At 52.8% G+C, this 22,974-nt stretch carries 18 protein-coding genes, 1 tRNA gene and 1 other RNA gene; 15 read left to right on the forward strand and 5 right to left on the reverse strand.

Annotation, left to right across the window (positions count from 1 at the left end; all coding sequences use genetic code 11):
- The first annotated feature begins 95 nt into the window (after positions 1–95).
- The 11 genes from AC07NP_RS04075 to AC07NP_RS04125 all read left to right on the forward strand — a co-directional run bounded on the left by AC07NP_RS04075 (position 96) and on the right by AC07NP_RS04125 (position 12,393).
- Positions 96–800 (forward strand): autotransporter domain-containing protein, encoded by a 705-nt coding sequence (locus AC07NP_RS04075; RefSeq protein WP_494659653.1) that lies wholly within the window; start codon positions 96–98, stop codon positions 798–800.
- 253 nt (positions 801–1,053) lie between these two features.
- Positions 1,054–2,256 (forward strand): L-lactate MFS transporter, encoded by a 1,203-nt coding sequence (locus AC07NP_RS04080; RefSeq protein ID WP_192614153.1) that lies wholly within the window; start codon positions 1,054–1,056, stop codon positions 2,254–2,256.
- Between the two features lie 277 nt (positions 2,257–2,533).
- Positions 2,534–4,225 carry a kdo(2)-lipid A phosphoethanolamine 7''-transferase gene (gene eptB / locus AC07NP_RS04085; RefSeq protein ID WP_494659654.1) on the forward strand — a complete coding sequence of 564 codons (1,692 nt, stop codon included), beginning with the start codon at positions 2,534–2,536 and terminating at the stop codon, positions 4,223–4,225.
- 91 nt (positions 4,226–4,316) lie between these two features.
- Positions 4,317–4,393 (forward strand) — tRNA-Pro (locus tag AC07NP_RS04090).
- 32 nt (positions 4,394–4,425) lie between these two features.
- Positions 4,426–4,558, forward strand: a non-coding RNA gene (locus AC07NP_RS04095) — RtT sRNA.
- Between the two features lie 744 nt (positions 4,559–5,302).
- Entirely contained in the window at positions 5,303–6,910 is a 1,608-nt protein-coding gene (gene dppA, locus AC07NP_RS04100) for a dipeptide ABC transporter periplasmic-binding protein DppA (protein WP_494659655.1), read from the forward strand.
- 161 nt (positions 6,911–7,071) lie between these two features.
- Complete coding sequence (gene dppB, locus AC07NP_RS04105; RefSeq protein WP_192614156.1) at positions 7,072–8,091, forward strand: dipeptide ABC transporter permease DppB; 1,020 nt, start codon at positions 7,072–7,074, stop codon at positions 8,089–8,091.
- Positions 8,092–8,100: 9 nt separating this feature from the next.
- Entirely contained in the window at positions 8,101–9,003 is a 903-nt protein-coding gene (gene dppC / locus AC07NP_RS04110) for a dipeptide ABC transporter permease DppC (RefSeq protein WP_494659656.1), read from the forward strand.
- 10 nt (positions 9,004–9,013) lie between these two features.
- On the forward strand, positions 9,014–9,997 hold the full coding sequence (dppD, locus tag AC07NP_RS04115; RefSeq protein WP_494659657.1) for a dipeptide ABC transporter ATP-binding protein: 984 nt from the start codon (positions 9,014–9,016) through the stop codon (positions 9,995–9,997).
- On the forward strand, positions 9,994–10,998 hold the full coding sequence (dppF, locus tag AC07NP_RS04120; RefSeq protein ID WP_494659658.1) for a dipeptide ABC transporter ATP-binding subunit DppF: 1,005 nt from the start codon (positions 9,994–9,996) through the stop codon (positions 10,996–10,998). Before dppD ends, dppF begins: the two co-directional genes overlap by 4 nt.
- 180 nt (positions 10,999–11,178) lie before the next feature.
- Positions 11,179–12,393 carry a sigma-54 interaction domain-containing protein gene (locus AC07NP_RS04125; RefSeq protein ID WP_494659659.1) on the forward strand — a complete coding sequence of 405 codons (1,215 nt, stop codon included), beginning with the start codon at positions 11,179–11,181 and terminating at the stop codon, positions 12,391–12,393.
- A gap of 42 nt (positions 12,394–12,435) precedes the next feature.
- On the opposite strand, the gene AC07NP_RS04130 is transcribed toward AC07NP_RS04125, so the two are convergent.
- A complete protein-coding gene (locus AC07NP_RS04130; RefSeq protein WP_494659660.1) occupies positions 12,436–13,734 on the reverse strand; it encodes an aromatic amino acid transport family protein in 1,299 nt (432 codons plus the stop codon).
- A gap of 129 nt (positions 13,735–13,863) precedes the next feature.
- Positions 13,864–15,060 carry a methionine gamma-lyase gene (gene megL, locus AC07NP_RS04135; protein WP_494659661.1) on the reverse strand — a complete coding sequence of 399 codons (1,197 nt, stop codon included), beginning with the start codon at positions 15,058–15,060 and terminating at the stop codon, positions 13,864–13,866.
- 435 nt (positions 15,061–15,495) lie between these two features.
- Between megL and AC07NP_RS04140 the strand changes: the two genes are divergently transcribed.
- A complete protein-coding gene (locus tag AC07NP_RS04140; protein ID WP_494659662.1) occupies positions 15,496–15,603 on the forward strand; it encodes a type I toxin-antitoxin system toxin Ldr family protein in 108 nt (35 codons plus the stop codon).
- Positions 15,604–15,685: 82 nt separating this feature from the next.
- Here AC07NP_RS04140 and bcsG read toward each other — a convergent pair whose 3' ends face one another.
- Genes bcsG through bcsE form a run of 3 tightly spaced genes read right to left on the reverse strand, consistent with a single transcriptional unit; the run spans position 15,686 to position 19,109 of the window.
- Positions 15,686–17,365 carry a cellulose biosynthesis protein BcsG gene (bcsG, locus tag AC07NP_RS04145; RefSeq protein WP_494659663.1) on the reverse strand — a complete coding sequence of 560 codons (1,680 nt, stop codon included), beginning with the start codon at positions 17,363–17,365 and terminating at the stop codon, positions 15,686–15,688.
- Complete coding sequence (bcsF, locus tag AC07NP_RS04150; protein ID WP_192614165.1) at positions 17,362–17,553, reverse strand: cellulose biosynthesis protein BcsF; 192 nt, start codon at positions 17,551–17,553, stop codon at positions 17,362–17,364. The genes bcsG and bcsF overlap by 4 nt, the downstream gene beginning before the upstream one ends.
- The gene (bcsE, locus tag AC07NP_RS04155) at positions 17,550–19,109 is read right to left on the reverse strand and encodes a cellulose biosynthesis c-di-GMP-binding protein BcsE (protein WP_494659664.1); all 1,560 of its coding nucleotides are present in this window, start codon (positions 19,107–19,109) and stop codon (positions 17,550–17,552) included. The genes bcsF and bcsE overlap by 4 nt, the downstream gene beginning before the upstream one ends.
- A gap of 289 nt (positions 19,110–19,398) precedes the next feature.
- Here bcsE and bcsR point away from each other — a divergent pair, with 289 nt between their 5' ends.
- Genes bcsR through bcsA form a run of 3 tightly spaced genes read left to right on the forward strand, consistent with a single transcriptional unit; the run spans position 19,399 to position 22,966 of the window.
- On the forward strand, positions 19,399–19,587 hold the full coding sequence (gene bcsR / locus AC07NP_RS04160) for a cellulose biosynthesis protein BcsR (RefSeq protein ID WP_162382606.1): 189 nt from the start codon (positions 19,399–19,401) through the stop codon (positions 19,585–19,587).
- Between the two features lie 11 nt (positions 19,588–19,598).
- Entirely contained in the window at positions 19,599–20,351 is a 753-nt protein-coding gene (bcsQ, locus tag AC07NP_RS04165; protein WP_494659665.1) for a cellulose biosynthesis protein BcsQ, read from the forward strand.
- The gene (gene bcsA, locus AC07NP_RS04170) at positions 20,348–22,966 is read left to right on the forward strand and encodes a UDP-forming cellulose synthase catalytic subunit (protein WP_494659666.1); all 2,619 of its coding nucleotides are present in this window, start codon (positions 20,348–20,350) and stop codon (positions 22,964–22,966) included. The genes bcsQ and bcsA overlap by 4 nt, the downstream gene beginning before the upstream one ends.
- The last annotated feature ends 8 nt before the right edge of the window (positions 22,967–22,974 follow it).

Consider the following 22,974-nt stretch of genomic DNA (forward strand, 5'->3'; position numbering starts at 1 on the left):
AAAAGACAATATTTAATACAGGGCTAAGTTGCCCGATATCCTTCACACAATGACAATAATATCGCCGAATTCGGCTCTTCTCTGGAGTCGCGTTGATGATTATAAAAAAATGCAGTGGTCGCCGGGCGTTATGCGTGATGGCGAGCGTAGTAGTCTGTTCGTTTTACATCAACACAGCTTATGCCTGGCAACAAGAATATATCGTTGATGCCGTTTCGGGTCATACGACAGAACGTTATACATGGGATAGCGATCACCAACCAAGTTATAACGATATTCTGGCAGAACGTATTAGCGCTGCTCAGCATTCGCCTGGGCTGGTGGTCAGTCTGGCGGATGAATCGCCGGTAGAGTCGACCAGCGGTATGAGCATGGGCTGGAACATCCCCGTTTCGGAGCGGGTCACCACAGGGCCCATTGCCGCCCTGCATTACGACGGCTCGACTACCACGGCGTACAACGAATTTGGCGATAGCGTGACGACGCAAACGCTGACCGATCCCTTGTGGCATGCCAGTGTCAGTACGCTAGGCTGGCGAGTTAATTCGCAGTTCGGCGATGTGCGGCCCTGGGCGCAAATTAGCTACAACCAGCAATTCGGGGAAAATATCTGGAAAGCGCAATCGGGGTTGAGCCGAATGACAGCCACAAGCCAGGAGAATAACTGGCTGGATGTAACCGTGGGCGCGGATATGTTGCTGAACCCTCATATGGCGGCCTATGCGGCGCTCTCGCAGGCGGAAAATAGCGCGAATACCAGTGACTATCTTTACACCATGGGGGTAAGCGCCAGATTCTGATCAATATGGATACGTAATTAAAACAATTTATTCACACGGCGCATTCAATATTTACACCGTTCTCATCGATAGTGTGTACTAACTGACTCAAAAAAAATCAGCACATCGCTTATTTGTCTCGTCATTCATTCCGCAATCCAGGCATTTCATTCCGTTCTGATGGCATTTCATGCCGTTTTTTCCCTGCATAAAAAGCACTTCGTTATTGTGGTCAGCAGTGAATGACTCCATTTGTTTATGCAGGAAGACGGCCATGAAAAATTCTGATTATCAGCGCACCCGTTGGTTAACGCTTATCGGCACCATCATTACACAATTTGCGTTAGGCTCTGTTTACACCTGGAGCCTGTTTAATGGCGCGCTCTCTGAAAAACTGAATGCGCCCGTCAGTCAGGTCGCGTTCTCATTCGGTCTGTTGAGCCTGGGCCTGGCGATCTCTTCCTCCGTTGCCGGGAAGCTTCAGGAACGTTTCGGCGTGAAACGCGTCACGATGGCTTCAGGGATTATGCTGGGCGTGGGGTTCTTCCTGACCGCTCACTCTGACAACCTGATCATGCTTTGGCTAAGTGCCGGTGTGTTGGTCGGCCTGGCGGATGGCGCAGGATACCTGTTAACCCTCTCCAACTGCGTGAAGTGGTTCCCGGAGCGCAAAGGTCTGATTTCTGCTTTTGCGATTGGTTCTTATGGTCTGGGCAGCCTGGGCTTCAAATTTATCGATAGCCATCTTCTGGCAAGCGTCGGTCTGGAAAAAACGTTCATGATTTGGGGCGCGATTGCGCTGGTGATGATTGTCTTTGGCGCCACGCTGATGAAAGACGCACCGAATCAGGAAGTTAAAGCGAAAAACGGCGTAATGGAGAACGACTACACGCTGGCGGAATCCATGCGCAAACCTCAGTACTGGATGCTGGCAGTGATGTTCCTGACAGCTTGTATGAGCGGTTTGTATGTTATTGGTGTGGCGAAAGATATTGCTCAGGGTCTGGTGCATATGGACGTTGCGACGGCGGCAAATGCAGTGACCGTCATCTCTATCGCCAACCTGTCTGGTCGTCTGGTGCTGGGTATCCTGTCTGACAAAATGTCCCGTATCCGGGTGATCACAATCGGCCAGGTCATTTCACTGGTGGGTATGGCGGCCCTGCTTTTCGCCCCGCTGAATGAGGTGACGTTCTTTGCTGCTATCGCCTGTGTTGCTTTCAACTTTGGCGGCACGATCACGGTGTACCCATCACTGGTCAGCGAGTTCTTCGGCCTGAATAATCTGGCGAAAAACTACGGTGTTATTTATCTGGGCTTTGGTATCGGCAGTATCTGCGGTTCGCTGATTGCGTCCCTGTTCGGTGGGTTTTACGTCACCTTCTGCGTTATCTTCGCGTTGTTGATTCTCTCTCTGGCGCTTTCCACGACGATTCGCCAGCCGAAACAAGAACGACTCGAAGCGGTGCATGCGTAACCCTCGGACCTGATAAACACGTTGAAAAGGCCAGTGTAATGACTGGCCTTTTTTCGTATTCCCCGCCTGCCATCACTGATAATTTGTGCATTGATTCTTGCATTTTTGTAAATCTATGCTTTGATCACACACTTTGTAGACACTTTTTCCTCTTCTTGTGGTCTACTTAGCCGCGCTTGTAGATTGTCCTGATACTACTACTTCCGCATTTTCACCTGTCCGGTCTGTTTGACCGTTGCGCAGGCAGTTTTAATCCCGACTCCCAGGGTTTGTTTGCATGAGATACATTAAGTCGATAACGCAGCAAAGGCTTAGCTTCTTGCTGGCGCTTTATATCGGTCTGTTTATGAATTGTGCTGTATTTTACCGTCGCTTCGGTAGCTACGCGCAAGAATTTACCGTCTGGAAAGGACTCTCTGCGGCTGTCGAGTTGGCGGGCACTGTTCTCGTCACGTTCTTTTTGTTACGCCTTCTCTCGCTGTTTGGCCGACGAGCCTGGCGTGTACTCACTACGCTGGTCGTGCTCTTTTCCGCTGGCGCCAGTTATTACATGACCTTCCTGAATGTGGTCATCGGCTACGGCATTGTGGCCTCTGTCATGACTACCGATATTGACTTATCGAAAGAGGTTGTGGGGCTGCATTTCATTCTATGGTTAGTGGCGGTGAGCATCCTGCCGCTGTTTTTTATCTGGAGCAACCGCTGCCGCTACACGCTACTGCGCCAGTTGCGCACGCCGGGTCTGCGCGTTCGCAGCGTGGCCGTTGTCGTGCTTTCCGGGGTGATGGTCTGGGCGCCGATTCGTTTGCTTGACGTACAGCAGAAGAAAGTTGAGCGGGCGACGGGGGTCGATTTACCCAGTTATGGCGGCGTGGTGGCAAACTCTTACCTGCCATCAAACTGGTTATCCGCGTTGGGTCTGTACGCCTGGGCGCAGGTGGATGAATCCTCCGATAATAAGTCGTTAATGAACCCTGCCAAGAAATTCACCTACGTTGCGCCAAAAGACATTGATGATACGTATGTGGTGTTCATCATTGGCGAAACGACGCGCTGGGATCACATGGGTATTTTCGGCTATGAACGAAATACCACGCCGAAGCTGGCTCAGGAGAAAAACCTGGCGGCATTCCGTGGTTACTCATGCGACACCGCGACAAAACTCTCCCTGCGTTGCATGTTCGTGCGTCAGGGCGGGGCGGAAGATAATCCGCAACGTACGTTGAAAGAGCAGAACATTTTTGCGGTGCTTAAGCAGTTAGGTTTCAGCTCAGATCTGTATGCGATGCAGAGCGAGATGTGGTTCTACAGCAACACGATGGCCGATAATATCGCCTATCGTGAGCAGATTGGCGCCGAGCCGCGCAACCGTGGCAAGACTGTCGATGACATGCTGTTGGTTGAGGAAATGCAGCAGTCATTAAAGCGTAATGCTGACGGTAAGCATTTGATTATTCTGCATACCAAAGGGTCGCACTTTAACTACACCCAGCGCTATCCGCGTAGCTATGCGCAATGGACGCCGGAGTGTGTCGGGGTGGATAACGGCTGTACCAGAGCCCAGATGATCAACTCTTACGATAACTCAGTGACTTACGTTGACCATTTTATTACCAGCGTTTTTGACCAGTTGCGCGATAAGAAAGCCATTGTGTTCTATGCAGCGGATCATGGTGAGTCGATCAATGAGCGTGAGCATCTGCACGGTACGCCGCGTAATATGGCGCCGCCAGAGCAGTTCCGCGTGCCTATGCTGGTCTGGATGTCCGACAAGTATCTTGAGAATCCGCAACATGCGCAGATGTTTGCTCAGTTGAAGCAGGAAGCCGAAATGAAGGTGCCGCGTCGTCATGTTGAACTCTACGACACCATTATGGGTTGCCTCGGCTTTACCTCGCCAGATGGCGGAATCAATGAGAACAGTAACTGGTGCCGTATTCCTGAAGCGGGGAAAGCCGCAGCGAACTAACCGCGCTGCTGACTTTCTCGCCTATTAGATGGCATTTTGATACTAAGGGATTGACGGGCGCGCACCTCAGCAGTAATATGCGCCCCGCATTCGGTGATTGGCGCAGCCTGGTAGCGCACTTCGTTCGGGACGAAGGGGTCGGAGGTTCGAATCCTCTATCACCGACCAAATTTAAAAAGCCTGCTCTTGAGCAGGCTTTTTTGCATCTAAAGCCAGTGAGGATGAGAACCTCCGGGGGAAGAGGTTCGAGCCGAGCGAAGCGAGACAACGTTGCGTCAGCAACGGCCCGCAGGGCGAGCCACGCAGTGGCGAGTAATCCTCTATCACCGACCAAATTCAAAAAGCCTGCTCTTGAGCAGGCTTTTTTGCATTCGTAGGCCTGATAAGCGAAGCGCCATCAGGCAAAAACACCACATCGTACCCGGCATTGCCGGATGGCGGCGCAAGCGCCTTATCCGGCCTACGGGCGAAGTGTCACCAGGCAATTTGCGCGCCTAATCCCGCCTGTGACCGATCTGCACTATTGCGACAAAAACGCGCCCCAATTCTCACTGAGTGTTAACGATTTTGTGACATATTCCATTGTCTTTTTTGATATGTGCTTGAATCTTTTTCGGGTGTTACTTATGGCTGAACCCAGCATTTTCCGCTGTGCGCTTTAACGTTCATGATATTAATCGCTCAGATATGCAGCATCTCGTCAGAAATTTTTCATAATATGCACAAACGTTAACCACCAAATGTTGCGAAGTATGAAGAGATTAATTCTGGCGTTGTCCGCGTAGCACAAATTTCTCTGCTGAAAATAGTGGTCCGAAGTTTTTTTAATCTTTGTTTGTGAATTCTCACCATTGTTGTAAATCGTGGTTAGCTGTATTGACGTTTTCACATTCTGTTGACAGATTGTAGGGCATGAGGGGCATTTCATGGAGAATCCGCACTGCAACTCAGTCGTTTATGTGAACGGAATCCCCATCCTCTTAACGCCGACCCGGCCGGGTAAAAAACAAAAAAGGCCAGGCGGTGCAGCCCACTGCAAAGGGTAAAACAACAAAACATCACAATTGGAGCAGAAGAATGAGTATTTCCTTGAAGAAGTCAGGGATGCTGAAGCTTGGTCTGAGCCTTGTGGCTATGACTGTCGCAGCAAGTGTACAGGCTAAAACTCTGGTTTATTGTTCAGAAGGATCTCCTGAAGGGTTCAACCCGCAGTTGTTCACCTCTGGCACAACCTATGACGCCAGCTCAGTACCTATCTATAACCGTCTGGTAGAATTTAAAATCGGTACGACCGAAGTCATTCCTGGCCTTGCTGAAAAGTGGGAAGTCAGCGAAGACGGTAAAACCTATACCTTCCATTTACGCAAAGGCGTGAAGTGGCAGGACAACAAAGAATTTAAACCGACGCGTGACTTTAATGCTGATGACGTCGTGTTCTCCTTTGATCGTCAGAAAAATGCACAGAACCCGTACCACAAAGTCTCTGGCGGCAGCTATGAATACTTTGAAGGGATGGGTCTGCCTGACCTGATTAGCGAAGTGAAGAAAGTCGACGACAGTACCGTTCAGTTCGTGCTGACGCGTCCGGAAGCGCCGTTCCTTGCTGACCTGGCAATGGACTTCGCCTCTATTCTTTCCAAAGAATATGCAGACAACATGCTGAAAGCCGGTTCGCCGGAAAAAGTCGATCTGAACCCAATCGGTACCGGTCCGTTCCAGTTGCTGCAGTACCAGAAAGACTCCCGTATTCTCTACAAAGCGTTCCCGGGCTACTGGGGCACCAAGCCGCAGATCGATCGTCTGGTTTTCTCCATCACGCCTGACGCGTCTGTGCGTTACGCCAAACTGCAGAAGAACGAATGCCAGGTGATGCCGTACCCGAATCCGGCGGACATCGCGCGCATGAAGCAGGACAAAAGCATCAACCTGATGGAGCAGGCGGGTCTGAACGTCGGCTATCTCTCCTTCAACACCGAGAAAAAACCGTTTGATGATGTGAAAGTCCGTCAGGCGCTGACCTATGCGGTAAACAAAGACGCGATCATTAAAGCGGTGTACCAGGGTGCTGGCGTTGCGGCGAAGAACCTGATCCCGCCAACCATGTGGGGCTATAACGACGACGTTAAAGACTACAGCTATGACCCGGAAAAAGCCAAAGCGCTGCTGAAAGAAGCCGGTCAGGATAAAGGCTTTACCGTTGAGTTGTGGGCAATGCCAGTACAGCGTCCATATAACCCGAACGCTCGCCGTATGGCCGAGATGGTTCAGGCCGACTGGGCGAAGATTGGCGTTCAGGCCAAGATCGTGACCTACGAGTGGGGCGAGTATCTGAAACGCGCCAAAGCGGGTGAACACCAGGCCGTAATGATGGGCTGGACCGGCGACAACGGGGATCCGGATAACTTCTTCGCCACCCTGTTCAGCTGCGCCGCGGCGAAAGACGGTTCCAACTATTCTCGCTGGTGCTACAAGCCGTTTGAAGACCTGATTCAACCGGCACGCGCGACCGACGACCACAACAAGCGTATTGAGCTCTACAAGCAGGCTCAGGTAGTGATGCATGACCAGGCACCTGCGCTGATCGTTGCTCACTCCACCGTGTATGAGCCAGTGCGTAAAGAAGTCAAAGGCTATGTGGTTGATCCATTAGGCAAACACCACTTCGAAAACGTCTCTGTCGAATAATTAAAAGCAACGCCGGGAGGCGCTACGCACCGTTAAGTCGGTCCGCGTACCGCACCCGGCAGTAATGCTTTATCTCCTTCTCGCATGAGGGGGAGATAAGATTTGTGAGCAATACAGACGCACTGTCACCAGGCGGCGCGTCATTAGAGAGAATCCGGGTTATGTTGCAGTTCATTCTCCGACGTTTGGGACTCGTCATCCCCACGTTTATCGGTATCACTCTTCTCACCTTTGCCTTCGTTCATATGATCCCCGGCGATCCGGTGATGATCATGGCGGGTGAGCGTGGTATCTCCCCTGAGCGTCACGCTCAATTGCTGGCAGAACTCGGTCTTGATAAACCGATGTGGCAGCAGTACCTCCATTACATTTGGGGGGTTATGCATGGTGATTTGGGCATCTCGCTGAAAAGCCGCTTACCGGTGTGGGAAGAGTTCGTCCCTCGCTTTAAAGCGACGCTGGAGCTGGGTGTCTGCGCCATGATTTTCGCGACTGCGGTCGGGATTCCGGTCGGGGTACTCGCCGCCGTCAAGCGCGGTTCCATTTTCGATCACACCGCCGTTGGCCTTGCGCTGACCGGTTACTCCATGCCTATTTTTTGGTGGGGCATGATGCTGATTATGTTGGTCTCCGTGCACTGGAACCTGACGCCGGTTTCCGGGCGGGTGAGCGATATGGTGTTCCTTGACGACACCAATCCGTTGACCGGCTTTATGCTGATCGACACGGCCATCTGGGGTGAAGAGGGCAACTTTATTGATGCGCTGGCGCATATGGTCCTGCCTGCCATGGTGCTTGGCACCATCCCACTGGCGGTGATTGTGCGTATGACACGTTCCTCGATGCTGGAAGTGCTGGGTGAGGATTACATCCGTACCGCGCGCGCCAAAGGGCTCACCAGGATGCGCGTGATCGTCATTCACGCCCTGCGTAACGCCATGCTGCCTGTCGTGACCGTGATTGGTTTGCAGGTGGGGACGCTACTGGCAGGGGCGATCCTGACCGAAACTATCTTCTCGTGGCCTGGACTTGGGCGCTGGCTGATTGATGCGTTGCAACGTCGTGATTATCCGGTGGTACAAGGCGGCGTGTTGCTGGTGGCGACGATGATTATTCTCGTCAACCTGCTGGTCGATCTGCTGTACGGCGTGGTGAACCCGCGTATTCGTCATAAGAAGTAAGGGGCCATCATGTCACAGGTTACTGAAAATAAAGTTATTACTGCACCGGTGCCGATGACCCCGCTGCAGGAGTTCTGGCACTATTTTAAACGCAACAAGGGTGCCGTTGTCGGTCTGGCGTATGTCGTCATCATGATCCTGATTGCCGCCTTTGCAAACTTCCTCTCCCCCTATAATCCGGCAGATCAGTTCCGTGATGTGCTGCTGGCACCGCCTGCATGGCAGGAAGGCGGCACGATGGCGCACCTGCTGGGGACTGACGACGTGGGCCGTGATGTGCTGTCACGTCTGATGTACGGCGCGCGTTTATCGCTGCTGGTCGGCTGTCTGGTGGTGGTGCTGTCGCTGATCATGGGCGTCGTGCTGGGACTGGTGGCGGGATACTTCGGCGGTATCGTCGATAACATCATTATGCGCGTGGTCGATATCATGCTGGCCCTGCCAAGCCTGCTGTTGGCGTTGGTATTGGTGGCGATTTTTGGCCCTTCAATTGGTAATGCCGCGCTGGCGCTGACGTTCGTGGCGTTGCCGCACTACGTTCGTTTAACGCGCGCTGCGGTGCTGGTCGAGGTGAACCGCGATTACGTTACTGCTTCCCGCGTGGCGGGTGCTGGCGCGATGCGTCAGATGTTCGTCAATATATTCCCTAACTGCCTTGCGCCGTTGATCGTTCAGGCGTCGCTCGGTTTTTCTAACGCCATTCTCGATATGGCCGCCCTTGGCTTCCTGGGTATGGGCGCGCAGCCGCCGACGCCGGAGTGGGGCACCATGCTCTCCGACGTGTTGCAGTTCGCGCAAAGTGCCTGGTGGGTCGTGACCTTCCCGGGTCTGGCGATCCTGCTGACGGTGCTGGCATTTAACCTGATGGGTGACGGTCTGCGTGACGCGCTCGATCCCAAACTGAAGCAGTAAGAGGTTCGAGATGGCGTTATTAAATGTAGACAAATTATCGGTGCACTTCGGCGACGAAGGTACACCGTTTCGCGCCGTAGACCGTATCAGCTATAGCGTAAATCAGGGTGAAGTGGTCGGTATTGTGGGTGAGTCCGGCTCGGGTAAATCGGTCAGTTCGCTGGCGATCATGGGACTGATTGATTATCCCGGTCGGGTGATGGCGGAAAAGCTGGAGTTTAACGGCCAGGATCTGAAGCGGATCTCTGAGAAAGAGCGCCGCAACCTGGTTGGCGCCGAAGTGGCGATGATTTTCCAGGACCCGATGACCAGCCTTAATCCTTGTTATACCGTGGGTTTCCAGATTATGGAGGCCATCAAGGTGCATCAGGGCGGCAACAAGAAAACCCGTATTCAGCGTGCGATAGACCTGTTAAACCTGGTCGGCATTCCCGACCCGGCCTCGCGCCTGGACGTCTATCCGCACCAGTTGTCCGGTGGGATGAGCCAGCGTGTGATGATTGCGATGGCCATCGCCTGTCGGCCAAAGCTGCTGATTGCCGATGAACCGACCACCGCGCTGGATGTGACTATCCAGGCGCAAATCATCGAGCTGCTGCTGGAACTGCAGCAGAAAGAGAACATGGCGCTGGTGTTGATTACCCATGACCTCGCGCTGGTGGCGGAGGCTGCGCACAAAATCATTGTGATGTATGCCGGTCAGGTGGTGGAAACGGGCAATGCGCATGATATCTTCCGCGCCCCGCGACATCCGTATACTCAGGCGCTGTTACGCGCATTGCCTGAATTTGCGCAGGACAAGGCGCGGCTGGCCTCGCTGCCGGGTGTGGTGCCGGGAAAATACGACCGCCCGAACGGCTGTCTGCTGAATCCCCGCTGCCCGTATGCGACGGACAAATGCCGTGGCGAAGAGCCGGAACTGATGCAACTGGGTGAAGGTCGCCAGTCGAAATGCCACTACCCACTCGATGATGCCGGGAGGCCAACACTATGAGTACGCACGAGGCCACCTCGCAGCAACCGCTGTTGCAGGCAATCGATCTGAAGAAATACTATCCGGTGAAAAAGGGGCTGTTTGCCCCTGAACGGCTGGTAAAAGCGCTGGATGGCGTTTCGTTTACCCTTGAGCGCGGTAAAACCCTGGCGGTGGTGGGCGAGTCAGGCTGTGGGAAATCCACGCTTGGTCGCCTGTTGACGATGATTGAAACCCCGACCGGCGGTGAGCTGTATTATCAGGGGCAGGATCTGCTCAAGCACGATCCGCAGGCGCAGAAACTGCGTCGGCAGAAAATCCAGATCGTGTTCCAGAACCCGTACGGTTCTCTGAACCCGCGTAAAAAGGTGGGACAGATTCTGGAAGAACCGCTGCTGATTAACACCTCACTCAGCAAAGAGCAGCGCCGTGAAAAAGCGCTGGCGATGATGGCGAAAGTCGGTCTTAAAACCGAGCATTATGATCGCTATCCGCACATGTTCTCCGGCGGTCAGCGGCAGCGTATCGCCATCGCACGCGGGCTGATGCTCGATCCGGATGTAGTGATTGCTGATGAACCGGTCTCCGCGCTGGACGTTTCCGTGCGCGCGCAGGTACTGAATCTGATGATGGATTTGCAGCAGGATTTGGGGCTCTCTTACGTCTTTATTTCGCACGACCTGTCGGTGGTGGAACACATTGCCGATGAAGTGATGGTGATGTATTTAGGTCGCTGCGTGGAGAAAGGGACGAAAGAGCAGATCTTCAGCAATCCTCGCCATCCGTATACGCAGGCTCTGCTTTCAGCAACGCCGCGTCTGAACCCGGACGATCGCCGCGAGCGCATCAAACTGACCGGCGAACTGCCAAGCCCGCTGAATCCGCCGCCGGGGTGTGCCTTCAATGCTCGCTGTCGTCGTCGCTTCGGTCCCTGCACCCAGTTGCAGCCGCAGCTTAAAGACTACCGTGGTCAGCTGGTGGCCTGCTTCGCTGTTGATCAGGATGAAAACCCGCAGCAATAACTGCCGGGTATCCCCTCATAACCGGAGCCTTGTGCTCCGGTTTTTTTATATTTTATTTTTGAGTCCACAATGTGAGTCCATAGGCAGAAGATAATTCCGCGTAGGTTAGAATGTATGCAGATTTCGTAATGTCACAGAATTATCGGTTAAATCGCAGTTGCTGAATGAAATGGAGCAAACGTGGTCACGATACGTTGGGATATCAGGACAATCGATCGTCTGTCCATGGTTGAGGATGTCCTCAAGGAGTTCTCCTGCTGCGACATTAATATTATCTCGATGAAAGTCACGGCAGGCAGGATCCTGATTAAATCCTGGTGTCGCCATTTGCAGGATATTTCCAGCGTGCAGAAACGGTTATGCCAGCGCGCAGACATTATCAATGTTGCTTACCTTTCCGAAGATATGACTGAGCGATCGTCGTCAGAACTGGCACGCCCGCGCTATTTCTCCGATATTATTTGCAGCAGTCCGGGCATGCAGTCGCTGATTGAAAAAGCGATAAAAATTGCCGACAGCAAATATACGGTGTTGATCCGGGGTGAAACCGGAACCGGTAAGGAATTGCTGGCGCGCGCCATTCATAATTCCGGGCAACGTCGTTTTTATCCTTTTATCCCCGTGAACTGTTCCGCACTTCCTGAAACGCTGATGGAGAGTGAATTTTTCGGCTATGAAAAAGGGGCATTCAGCGGTGCTGATAGCAAAGGGAAAAAAGGGCTCTTCGAGATGGCGGACCACGGTACGCTTTTTCTGGATGAGTTCGGTGAAATGCCGTTGAATCTTCAGGTTAAATTGTTGCGTGTGTTGCAGGACGGTGGCATTCGCCGGGTGGGTGGTTCACACGTTATTCCGGTTAATGCGCGTATTATTGTCGCTACCAACGCTAACCTGGAAGAGATGGTTGAACTGCGCCAACTGCGCGCCGATCTTTATTATCGTATTAATGTCCTTTCGCTCACTATCCCTCCGCTTCGCGAGCGTCCGGAGGATATCGCCTTGCTGATCCGCCACTTTGTCCATAAATATGCAAAGGAATTTCAGCGGCGGCTTATTCTGGACAGAGCCTGTTTTTCATTTTTACTTCGTCATCGCTGGCCGGGTAATGTCAGAGAACTGGAAAACGCCATCATCCGGCTGATGCTAATGTCTGAGTGTGATGTGATAACGACGGAGGATTTACGCCTGGTGAGTTTGCCGGTTGATGAATGCCCAAATATAACGCAGGGAACGGCATTCCCGTTTAAAGAGCAGGTTCAGCATGCAGAGCGCAAAATCATTGAGCAGATGGTCGGCGAGAACGTCTCGTCACGGGATATTGCAAAAGCGCTTGGCGTCTCGCATACCACCGTGCTGAATAAGATCCGTAGTTATCAACTTGAGGATGTTCATTAAGCGCCGCCATTCGCAGGAGCCACTGACGGCGCTTAACCCGAATTATTCAATCAGCTTCAATAGCGGTGAAAGGCACAGCAGGATCCCGTACAGCAAAATCAGCCAGGTTCGCAGGCCGCGCAGTTTTTCCAGTTGCTTGACTTTATAGATCAGGAAGAAAGGAATGATACAGGAAACAATTCCATAGAGCGGGCTACCCAACTGGAAGAATAAAAGTACCGAGACGCGGAAAGAGACCCAAATAACCAGTGTGATGACAATAAAAGTACAAATACCCAGGGTGAGCGTCAGTGGGCTAATTTTCTCAACGTTAATTACGCGACTCAGTAAATTAAGGATAATGCCTTTCATCGCTTCATGAAAACCGAGATAAATACCAAAAAAGGCCGTTAGCACTGCGAAGATATTTAATATCGTAGAGGTGATGTGAATAATTTTCCCCGGAATCACCTGCGCCGCCAGCGCCAGTGCGGAGATATTTTGTTCAAAAGCGGAAACGGCTTCTTCGTGGCTAATCGAAAACGTAAACGAGAAGGAGAAGAATAAAATAACCGCAATCAGAGTGATGTAGCTAATACGGTGCGTACGGATCGCCATTCGGGTTGCCAGAACCCGGTCGGCCTCGCGTTTGCGGTAGGCGATATTCATCGGGTTTAGCACCTGAATAAATACCGCAGAGAAAAAGCAAAAAGGAACCGTCAGCAAAACGTCGCGGAAGAAGACCGACGCCTGTGGAAATGCCGTTATGTTACTGAAATTCCAGTGTGGAACCATGGCGAAACCAAACACGACAATGATGCCGACTTTCACCACCACCATCGGCCCTGAGATTTTAAACAGTAACTTTTCGCCGCCGGAGGCAATGGCGACAAGGAGGGCAAAGATCGCCACTTTGTAGAGGATGGATTGCGAGAGGTCTGCATCTGTCAGACCAAATGTTTTAATATACGATGCGCTGTCAAATACAACGGATAACGAGTAGATAAAAATACCGTGGATAATCATCAGGAAGTAAATTACTCCCAGAAATACACCCCAGTTTTTACCCAGATAGTGGCTGATAATATCGGTGTAATCGTTACAGGTTTCACTTTCAGATAATGTCTTTAAATAAATATCCTGCACAATATAGGTCGCAGGATAGGCAATAATAAAGGCGACGATAAATACCCAGATTCCGGTCAAACCGATTTGCACGGGCATCAGGACGGTTCCCGCGCCAATGGCCATACCGATGCATAATAACACCCAGCCAAAATCATATTTTGTAAACGGTAATTTTTTTGAGGATGGCGTAATGGTTGCTTTATTGTTACTTAATTGTATTGTGTTGTCCTGCATAGAGCCCCCTGCCCAAAATACACATCATCCTCCGGGGCGCTTCATGGCGAAGGATGAGGCGTATAGCCAGGCTGTTTGTGCCTTGATTTCATCCCCCTGGACCGGTGATGTCGGCCCAGGGCGTCATGGTCAGAACGTTGCCTTTCTGATGGCATTTTCAAGGTCGTTAATAATATCTTCGGGATCTTCAAGACCCACAGAAAGACGGATAAGTCCGTCGGTAATACCTGCTTTTAGCCGTTCCTCTGGTGCAACAGGCGAATGTGTCATAGACGCAGGATGCTGAATGAGGGTTTCGGTATCACCGAGACTGACCGCGAGGAGGCACAATTCTACAGAATTGATCATTCGTCTGCCAGCCTCGATTCCGCCTGCAATTTCAAAGCTAATAATGCCGCCCGGCAGGCTCATTTGCCGCTTACCAAGATCGTACTGCGGGTGCGATGGCAACCCGGGATAGTAAACACGCGTAATTGCCGGGTGATTTTCCAGAAAACGGGCAATTTTTAGCGCGTTTTCGCAGTGGCGTTCCATGCGGATACCCAGCGTTTTAATCCCGCGTAGCGTGAGCCAGGCGTTGAAGGGGCTCATACAGCCGCCGGTGATGTCTTTAAGACCGACAAAACGAGCCTGGTCGATAAATGCCTGCCCACCGACGATAACGCCGCCAATGACATCGCCATGACCGTTAATGTATTTCGTGACGCTGTGCACCACGATGTCCGCGCCCAGCTGCAGCGGTTGCTGGCAATACGGCGACATGAAGGTATTGTCCACGACCAGCAGCGCGCCATGCTGATGCACAATCCCGGCGACCGTTTCAATGTCGACCAGTGAGAGTGTCGGGTTGGCGGGCGTTTCGATATAGACAACCCGGGTTTCGGGGCGTATCGCTGCACGAATTTCATCGGGGTTGGCGGCATCGACAAAACTCACATTGATGCCGAACTTCGGCAGACTGTGCGACAGGAAGGCATGGGTGCAGCCATAAATCGCGCTGGCGGAAACGATATGGTCGCCTTGCTGGCACAGTGTAAGCAGCGTGGTGGTGATTGCCGAAATACCCGAGGCCGTTGCCAGCGCCGCTTCGCCTCTTTCGAGCACCGCCAGTTTTTTCTCCAGCGCATCGGTTGTCGGGTTGCCAAGGCGAGTGTAAATGTACCCGGACTCTTCGAGAGCAAAACGGGCGGCGCCTTGCTCGGCGCTGTCAAAAACAAATGTTGAGGTCTGAAAAATCGGTGTACTGAGCGCACCCGTGGAAGGATCGGGTTGTTGCCCCGCGTGAACGATCTGGGTGTTGAATCCGTAAGTACGACAGTCAGTCATGATATCTCCTTTGATTCGAAACAAAACAGCTCATACTCATATAGCAATCGCTGTGCCATGAAATGAGTTCTTTAATATCAGTGTATTAGTGGATTATATGCCGGGGCGGGTGTCAGGAAAGTTGCCAACTGGCAAGAATCTTTCCAGTGGTGGAGTGACTGTTCGTCATGAAAATCCCGTAAATGCGAGGCGTCACGCAGTGTGGGGAGCGCGGGATGATAAGAAGTGGGGGTTGCCGTAGAATCCGCGTTAAGCCGGGCTTGCCCGGTGAGGCGCAATGTTGCGGGGGCTTGATCCCCGGCGGCATCGGTTGCTGGAAAGAGAAAACCCCCGCACGTTGTTCGGTATAAACCTGGCAACAAAACGGGGGCTAACTTGACTCCAGACAAGTTGAGAATAGCCGCGAACAGTTGCCATTGCAACACAGGCGGTTTTATGACGCTCATGCAACTGAGCACGGCCTTCTGGCACGATCTGGCGGCTCCGATCATCGCTGGCATTATTGTCAGCCTGATCGTGAACTGGCTACGTCACCGGAAGTAATGTGCCTTGTGGGCGTCTGCCTGCCGTGATGGCAACGTGCGCCCGAACCAGGCCGCAGGGGAGACTCTGCGGCCTTTTTCGTTTACTGCGGATAAGGGACCCAGTCGCCGCCGTTGAGGCGTACGTACGGTTTACCCTGATACTGAATCACCACCGCGTTGGCGTTCTCGGAGACCGGTGCGGTCTGCGGCAGTCCACCCGTCAGCTGGTTCCAGTTAACGTTGTCTTCTGTAAACAGCTTCCCGTCAAGCGCGCGCACCACCAGTTCGGAGATCGCCTGGTAGCTGCTCGGCTGGTTTATATCGATCGGTGCGCCCTGGTGAGGGGCTTTCATCCCGAAGAATTTCACCGCAGCCGGTACGTTGGTAATGGAAGGGCTCGGGATATCACGCAGACCGGAGACCTGCATTCTGTCGCCCTTCAGCGCGCCGCCGTGTTCCGGCACCATCACTACCATTACTTTACGGCCAGATTTTTCCAGCTCAGTGAAGAAGGCATCCATCTCATCGAACAGTTTTTGGGCGCGAACTTTGTAATCCGCCGTTTTGCTGACGCCAGGGAAGTGGTTTCCGTCGTGCAGCGGCAGGGTGTTGTAGAACGTCGCGCTCCGTGAGTTTTGATCTTTCTCGGTGGTTTCCAGCCAACGATCGAGAACTGCGGTATCGTCATAAACCGGGGAGCCATCAAAGCCCAGAAGGGTGACAGGCAGACCTTTCTGGTCCATAAGCTCGCTCTGCATACCGCCATTCTCACGAACTTCTTTCAGGAAGCCGCCAAACTCGCCGTTATGCCCCATCATCAGGTGTTGTGTGAAACCCAGCTTCGACAAATTATCGAACAGGTAGCAGTCATTACCCGCGGGTTGATACAAGTTCGTATGCGAAGGCTGACCGCAGCTGGCGCGCAGCAGGCGAATTGCCGCCGGGCCGCTGTAAGAGGTCGCGGAGTTAAAGTGTTTGAACAGGATGTCGAAATGCGCCCACAGCGGATGCGACGCCAGTCCTGCGGCTTCAACATCAGACCAGGAGAGCGAACAGATGTTGATCACCAACAGTTCGAACGGTTGAGCATCTGCAGGAAGTGAGCTTGGGAACGTCGTTTTCCGTTTCGCTTCGGCATTGTAGAAGGTATTCAGCCAGGCACTCAGATTCGCAGTGGTTGGCGGTGCCGTCTGGGCCGGAATATCACCCACGACTGGCGTATCGCCCGCAGTGGCTACGGTCGCTGCCGCCGAGCCGCCGGTGGTCGTGACCGTACTGGTGGGTTGATCTGCTGGCCACAGAGAGAAGTTCGGCCCCGCCAGCGTCAGAACGTTAAGCCAAACGAGGATCGCGACGACGAAAACCGTCACCCGAATCCACTGCGACAGGAACAGCCAGGCGATCAGCAGAACGAATATCGCGCCAATCATCTGCCAGTTGATAAAACGGGTCACCAGATCAAGCATATAGTCGGCGCTAAATCCGGCAACCTGCGAACCCTGGCTCATAATGCTTTCCGGGCCGGGTAGCCAGGTATCATGCCAGAAAAGCGCAAAACCAATCGGAATAGCAATCCAGTGGCGAATGCGATGCAAACTGTACTTTGGTATTGGCATGAGCAAAAAAGCCATGAATACCAGGTTCTGTAATGGGTGGAAATTGAGATAGCCAGCCCAAAGCAGACCGAATTTCACCAGGAAGTAAAAATTCCAGCCAGAAAGCCCACGCCAGTATTGCCATAACGGCGAAGGTATTGATGAGGATTGAGTATACTGAGTCATTTGTTGTCTGCCTTGACTTTCGAAGCGCGGCGCAAGGTTCCGGCTGGTTTTACATAGCGAGGTTTGGCAAATAAAAGCCGGGCTGTGTCCCGAATACGGCGAAGCGAATGGCGTGCCAGATAGCCCAGCGGGAAGAAAATCAGTGCGCAGAAGACAATGATTTGAATGATATCATTGATATTCATCATGATGTTCGCTCCACGGCATCATCCTGCAGTCGCAATGGTTTCGGAATACGCCGCCAGACTCGCCCATCGTGTTCAGCGTTCAGTACGGGGTTCGGCCCTTGTGTTAGCGGCAGCGGTTTGCCCCACATCTCTGGCGACAGTAAGCGCATTTGCACCAGTTCGGCGCTGATCAGGCTGTCTTCGAACCAGACCATACGGTTGGAGAAAATATCGCCTGTCGGCAGCGGGAAAATATGGTTCAACGCGGTGTCCAAATCATTAACCCGGCAGAACGACAGAAACAGCACCAGACGGTTGCCGCCAATGGTCATGATGTCGCCGGTGCGGTTGGGACGGCATAATGTGAGTGCCTGCTCGACACGGATGCCAGGCACCGGTCGCAACGCCACCATGACCCCTTTCCCATCTGCGGGAAGCAGCGTATTGGCCATCATGTTATGCACTGCTTCGCAGAAGACATCCCATTTTTGAAAGCCACGCAGTTTTAGCGGTTGTGTCATGGAGAGAAGCGTGGTGATGTCTTCCGGTACGTAGCGGCTAAATTGTTGCCCCTGAACGCTTTCAATTAACGTCAGGCAGCGGGAGAGCGGCGCGTTCCACGGAACGACCATGTTGGCGCCGCAGCCTAATAACAGACGTTCGTCGGTGGCGCGTAAACTGGCGGTGTTTTCCCGCACAATGATTTTCAGCGCGCTGCCTCGCTGGCGACGCAGGGTATGGATGCTGCGCGCCATCGGTTCAATCTGGCTATTCTGGGCCAGAGAGAAAATGATTGTCGCCGCCTGAGCGGTACGCGCTTCGTTGAATAAGGTTTCGTTATTGTCGAAAAGCATCCAGTGCTCAGAGAGCGGAGGAGCGCCTTCGAGTACGGCAACGTTGCTGAGGATCCGTTTTTCATCGCTACGAGGCTGGATCGCCGCTTCTTCCTGCTGAGCCAGTTCCCAGCGATTATTCTGATGGCGCAAAGTGAGTTGCTGACGTGCGCTGACCCCTTTTTCATTGCACCAGTATGCGATATCGAACAGATGCTGATCGCCCTGAAAACGTAAACTGGCGAGACCGAAAAGTGAGCGATATTCTCCCATCAACAATGATGACTGTTTGTCATTATTGCTCCCAGGGTTAATGACCAGCAGTGAACAGTGATGGCGTTGGGTCCATTTATTCATTTTTTCCAGCCACTGACGCAACCGCTCGGAGGATATATTTTGCCACGCGTTATTTGCGCAAATAAGGATAAAAAGATAATGAGTGGGTTGGAGGGAACAAAGTAAATCGCGGGGCAAGGAGAATAGTCCCTTTTCAGAGTTCGGCATGGAAAATAACTGAATTTTTTCCGGGCCGTGAGCCTCATCTAATTTGACCGATTTTTCCTGATCGTTCCCCATGCAAATGACCGCGACTTTCGCGTTGCCCGTTTGAGACGCAATCGTTTGATTCACCATGCTGAGGGCGTCTTCATTGCGATCAGCGTTAAGCCACCAGACACCGCCGGCTGGCATATGGCGCAGTTCATCCCATAATGATGAGATACCGATAGAAAATACGGGGTCCACAGTGTCCCTCTTGTCACTATTTTATCTGCTTATCAGTTTACTAGCGAAAGCACAGAAATAAACCTAACATTGAAATTAAAACGCATCAGATTTAGCATGTAAATCCATCCGTCAGGCAGGAAGCCTTGCGACATCGGTCTCTGAGTTTTCATTTTCATTATAAATTGCGCACCAGGAAGTTCAAAAAATGAACAATTCTCTGTGCTGAAGATTAACGATGGGAAGGGACGGAATGCTGCCAGAAAAATGTCTGAAGCGTGGCGAGTATATTCAAAAGGGATAAATCAGAATGTATAACAATGAACCAGGTACTCAGTCTGATTCAGCTTTGGGCTATACCTTCCAAAATGATTTTCTGGCCTTAAGTCAGGCATTTTCGCTGCCTGAAATAGATTACACCGATATTTCCCAACGCGAGCAGCTCTCTGCGGCGATTAAACGCTGGCCGTTGCTGGCTGAATTTGCGCAACAACAATAAGGGAGCCGTGGATGGCTATTCTGGGATTGCAGGGCGTGCGCGGTGGTGTGGGTACCACGTCGATCACTTCGGCACTCGCCTGGGCGTTGCAGATATTAGGGGAAAACGTACTTGTCGTGGATGCCAGTCCCGATAATTTGTTGCGCCTGTCATTCAACGTGGACTTTGTTCATCGTGAAGGGTGGGCGAGGGCGATACTGGATAACCGCGACTGGCGTGATGCCGGAATGCGCTACACCTCGCAACTCGACCTGTTGCCATTTGGTCAACTGAGTGCGCAAGAGCGTGAAAACCCTCAGGAGTGGCAGGATAGACTGGGCGGTGTTTGCGAGGGGATCTCCGCGCTGAAAGAGAGTGGACGCTATTCATGGATTTTGCTGGACCTGCCCTCTGACACCTCACCGGTAACCCGCCAGTGGGTGAATCTTTGCGATCATACGCTGGCCGTAGTGAAAGCAGACACCAACTGCCATATCCGTCTTCACCAGCAGGCGCTGCCTACTGGCGCGCATATTCTGATTAATGACTTACGTATTGGCAGCCAGTTGCAGGATGACCTGTACCAGATTTGGCTGCAAAGCCAGCGTCGTCTGCTGCCGATGATCATTCATCGGGATGAAGCGATGGCGGAGTGCATGGCATCGAAACAGCCGCTGGGAGAATATCGCAGTGATTCGCTGGCGGCAGAAGAGATCCTGACGCTGGCAAACTGGTGTCTGTTGCATTATGCCGATCATAAAACGCCTGTCGGGAGCCCATCATGAGTCTCCTGTCCCGGTGGTTGCTCATTCCGCCGGTTAGCGCGCGCCTGAGCGAGCGTTATCAGGGGTATCGTCGTCATGGTGCTTCATGTTTCAGCGCCGCGATGGGCTGTTTTTGGGTGATTCTGGCATGGGTGTTTATCCCGCTTGAACATCCGCGCTGGCAGCGTATTCGCGGTCAGCATAAAGCGCTGTATCCGCATATTAACGCCACCCGTCCGCGCCCTTTGGATCCTGCCCGCTACGCCATTCAAACGCTCTGGCTGATGGCAACCTCACAGCGAAAAGAAAATAAAGAACCGCGCTGGCGGTCCTTTGCCCGTTTCCAGGGTGTACGTGGCCGCTATCATCAATGGATGGATGCGTTACCTGAGCGCGTGAGTCAACGCACTCACCACCTGGACTCGCAGAAAGAGTTAGGGCATCTCAGTACTGGGGCACGTCGATTCATTCTCGGCATTATCGTGACGTTTTCGCTGATTTTAGCGGTGATTTGTATTACCCAGCCGTTTAACCCGCTGTCGCAGTTTATCTTCCTGATTCTGCTGTGGGGCGTGGCGTTGTGGGTGCGCCGACTGCCGGGACGTTTCTCGGCTCTGATGCTGATTGTGTTGTCGCTGACGGTGTCTTGCCGTTATATCTGGTGGCGCTACACCTCGACGCTGAACTGGGATGACCCGGTGAGTCTGGTCTGCGGTCTCGTTTTACTGTTTGCCGAAACCTACGCCTGGATAGTACTGGTGCTGGGTTACTTCCAGGTGATTTGGCCGCTTAATCGTCAACCTGTCCCGCTGCCAAAAGATATGGCGCAATGGCCGACCGTCGATATCTTTGTGCCTACATACAACGAAGATCTCAGCGTCGTGAAAAACACCATTTATGCGTCACTGGGTATCGACTGGCCAAAAGATAAGGTGACGATCTGGATTCTGGATGATGGCGGGCGAGAAGAGTTCCGCCAGTTTGCTCAGACCGTCGGGGTGCAATACATCGCCCGTACCACTCATGAACACGCGAAAGCCGGGAACATTAACAACGCGCTGAAGTATGCGAAGGGCGAGTTTGTATCGATCTTTGACTGCGACCACGTGCCGACGCGCTCGTTCCTGCAAATGACGATGGGCTGGTTCCTCAAAGAGAAACAGCTCGCGATGATGCAGACGCCGCACCATTTCTTCTCGCCGGACCCGTTTGAACGCAACCTGGGACGTTTTCGCAAAACGCCGAACGAAGGGACGCTGTTCTATGGGCTGGTACAGGATGGCAACGATATGTGGGATGCCACTTTCTTCTGCGGTTCGTGCGCGGTGATCCGCCGTAAACCGTTAGATGAGATTGGCGGCATCGCGGTAGAAACTGTGACCGAAGACGCCCATACTTCGCTGCGTTTACACCGCCGTGGTTATACCTCTGCGTATATGCGTATTCCGCAGGCGGCAGGGTTGGCGACAGAAAGTCTGTCGGCGCATATCGGGCAGCGTATTCGTTGGGCGCGTGGGATGGTGCAAATCTTCCGTCTGGACAATCCGCTCACCGGTAAAGGCTTAAAACTGGCGCAACGGTTGTGCTATGTGAACGCCATGTTCCACTTTTTGTCCGGTATTCCCCGGCTTATCTTCCTCACGGCGCCGCTGGCCTTCTTGCTGTTACACGCCTATATCATCTATGCCCCTGCGCTGATGATTGCGTTGTTCGTGTTGCCGCACATGGTCCACGCCAGCTTGACCAACTCGAAGATTCAGGGGAAATACCGCCACTCGTTCTGGAGTGAAATCTACGAAACGGTGCTGGCCTGGTATATCGCCCCGCCGACGATGGTGGCGTTGATCAACCCGCACAAAGGGAAGTTTAACGTAACGGCAAAAGGCGGGTTGGTCGAAGAAGAGTACGTGGACTGGGTTATCTCCCGGCCTTATATCTTCCTGGTCTTGCTCAACCTGTTGGGCGTAGCGGTAGGCGTCTGGCGTTACTACTACGGCCCTGAAAACGAAATACTCACCGTGATCGTCAGCCTGGTATGGGTTTTCTACAACCTGATTATTCTCGGCGGCGCGGTGGCCGTCTCCGTGGAGAGCAAACAGGTCCGACGGGCGCATCGTGTTGAAATCTCAATGCCTGCCGCGATTGCCCGTGAAGATGGTCATCTGTTCTCGTGCACCGTACATGACTTCTCCGACGGCGGTCTGGGGATCAAGATCAACGGGCGGGCGCAGGTGCTGGAAGGGCAGAAGGTGAATTTATTGCTCAAACGCGGCCAGCAGGAATATGTCTTCCCAACGCAGGTCGTGCGCGTGCTGGGTAATGAAGTGGGGCTGCAACTGATGCCATTGACCACGAAACAACATATTGATTTTGTACAGTGCACGTTCGCCCGGGCAGACACCTGGGCGCTTTGGCAGGACAGCTTCCCGGAAGATAAACCTCTGGAAAGCCTGTTGGATATTCTGAAGCTGGGCTTCCGTGGTTATCGGCACCTCGCCGAGTTTGCCCCGTCTTCCGTCAAAGTAATTTTCCGGTCTCTGACGACGCTGATTTCCTGGATTGTGTCGTTTATTCCACGTCGCCCAGAGCGGGGCGTGGCGGTACAACAGCCGGATCAGGTTATGGCTCAACAATGATGATAACG

This window comes from Citrobacter sp. GW821-FHT07H02, assembly GCF_059418505.1.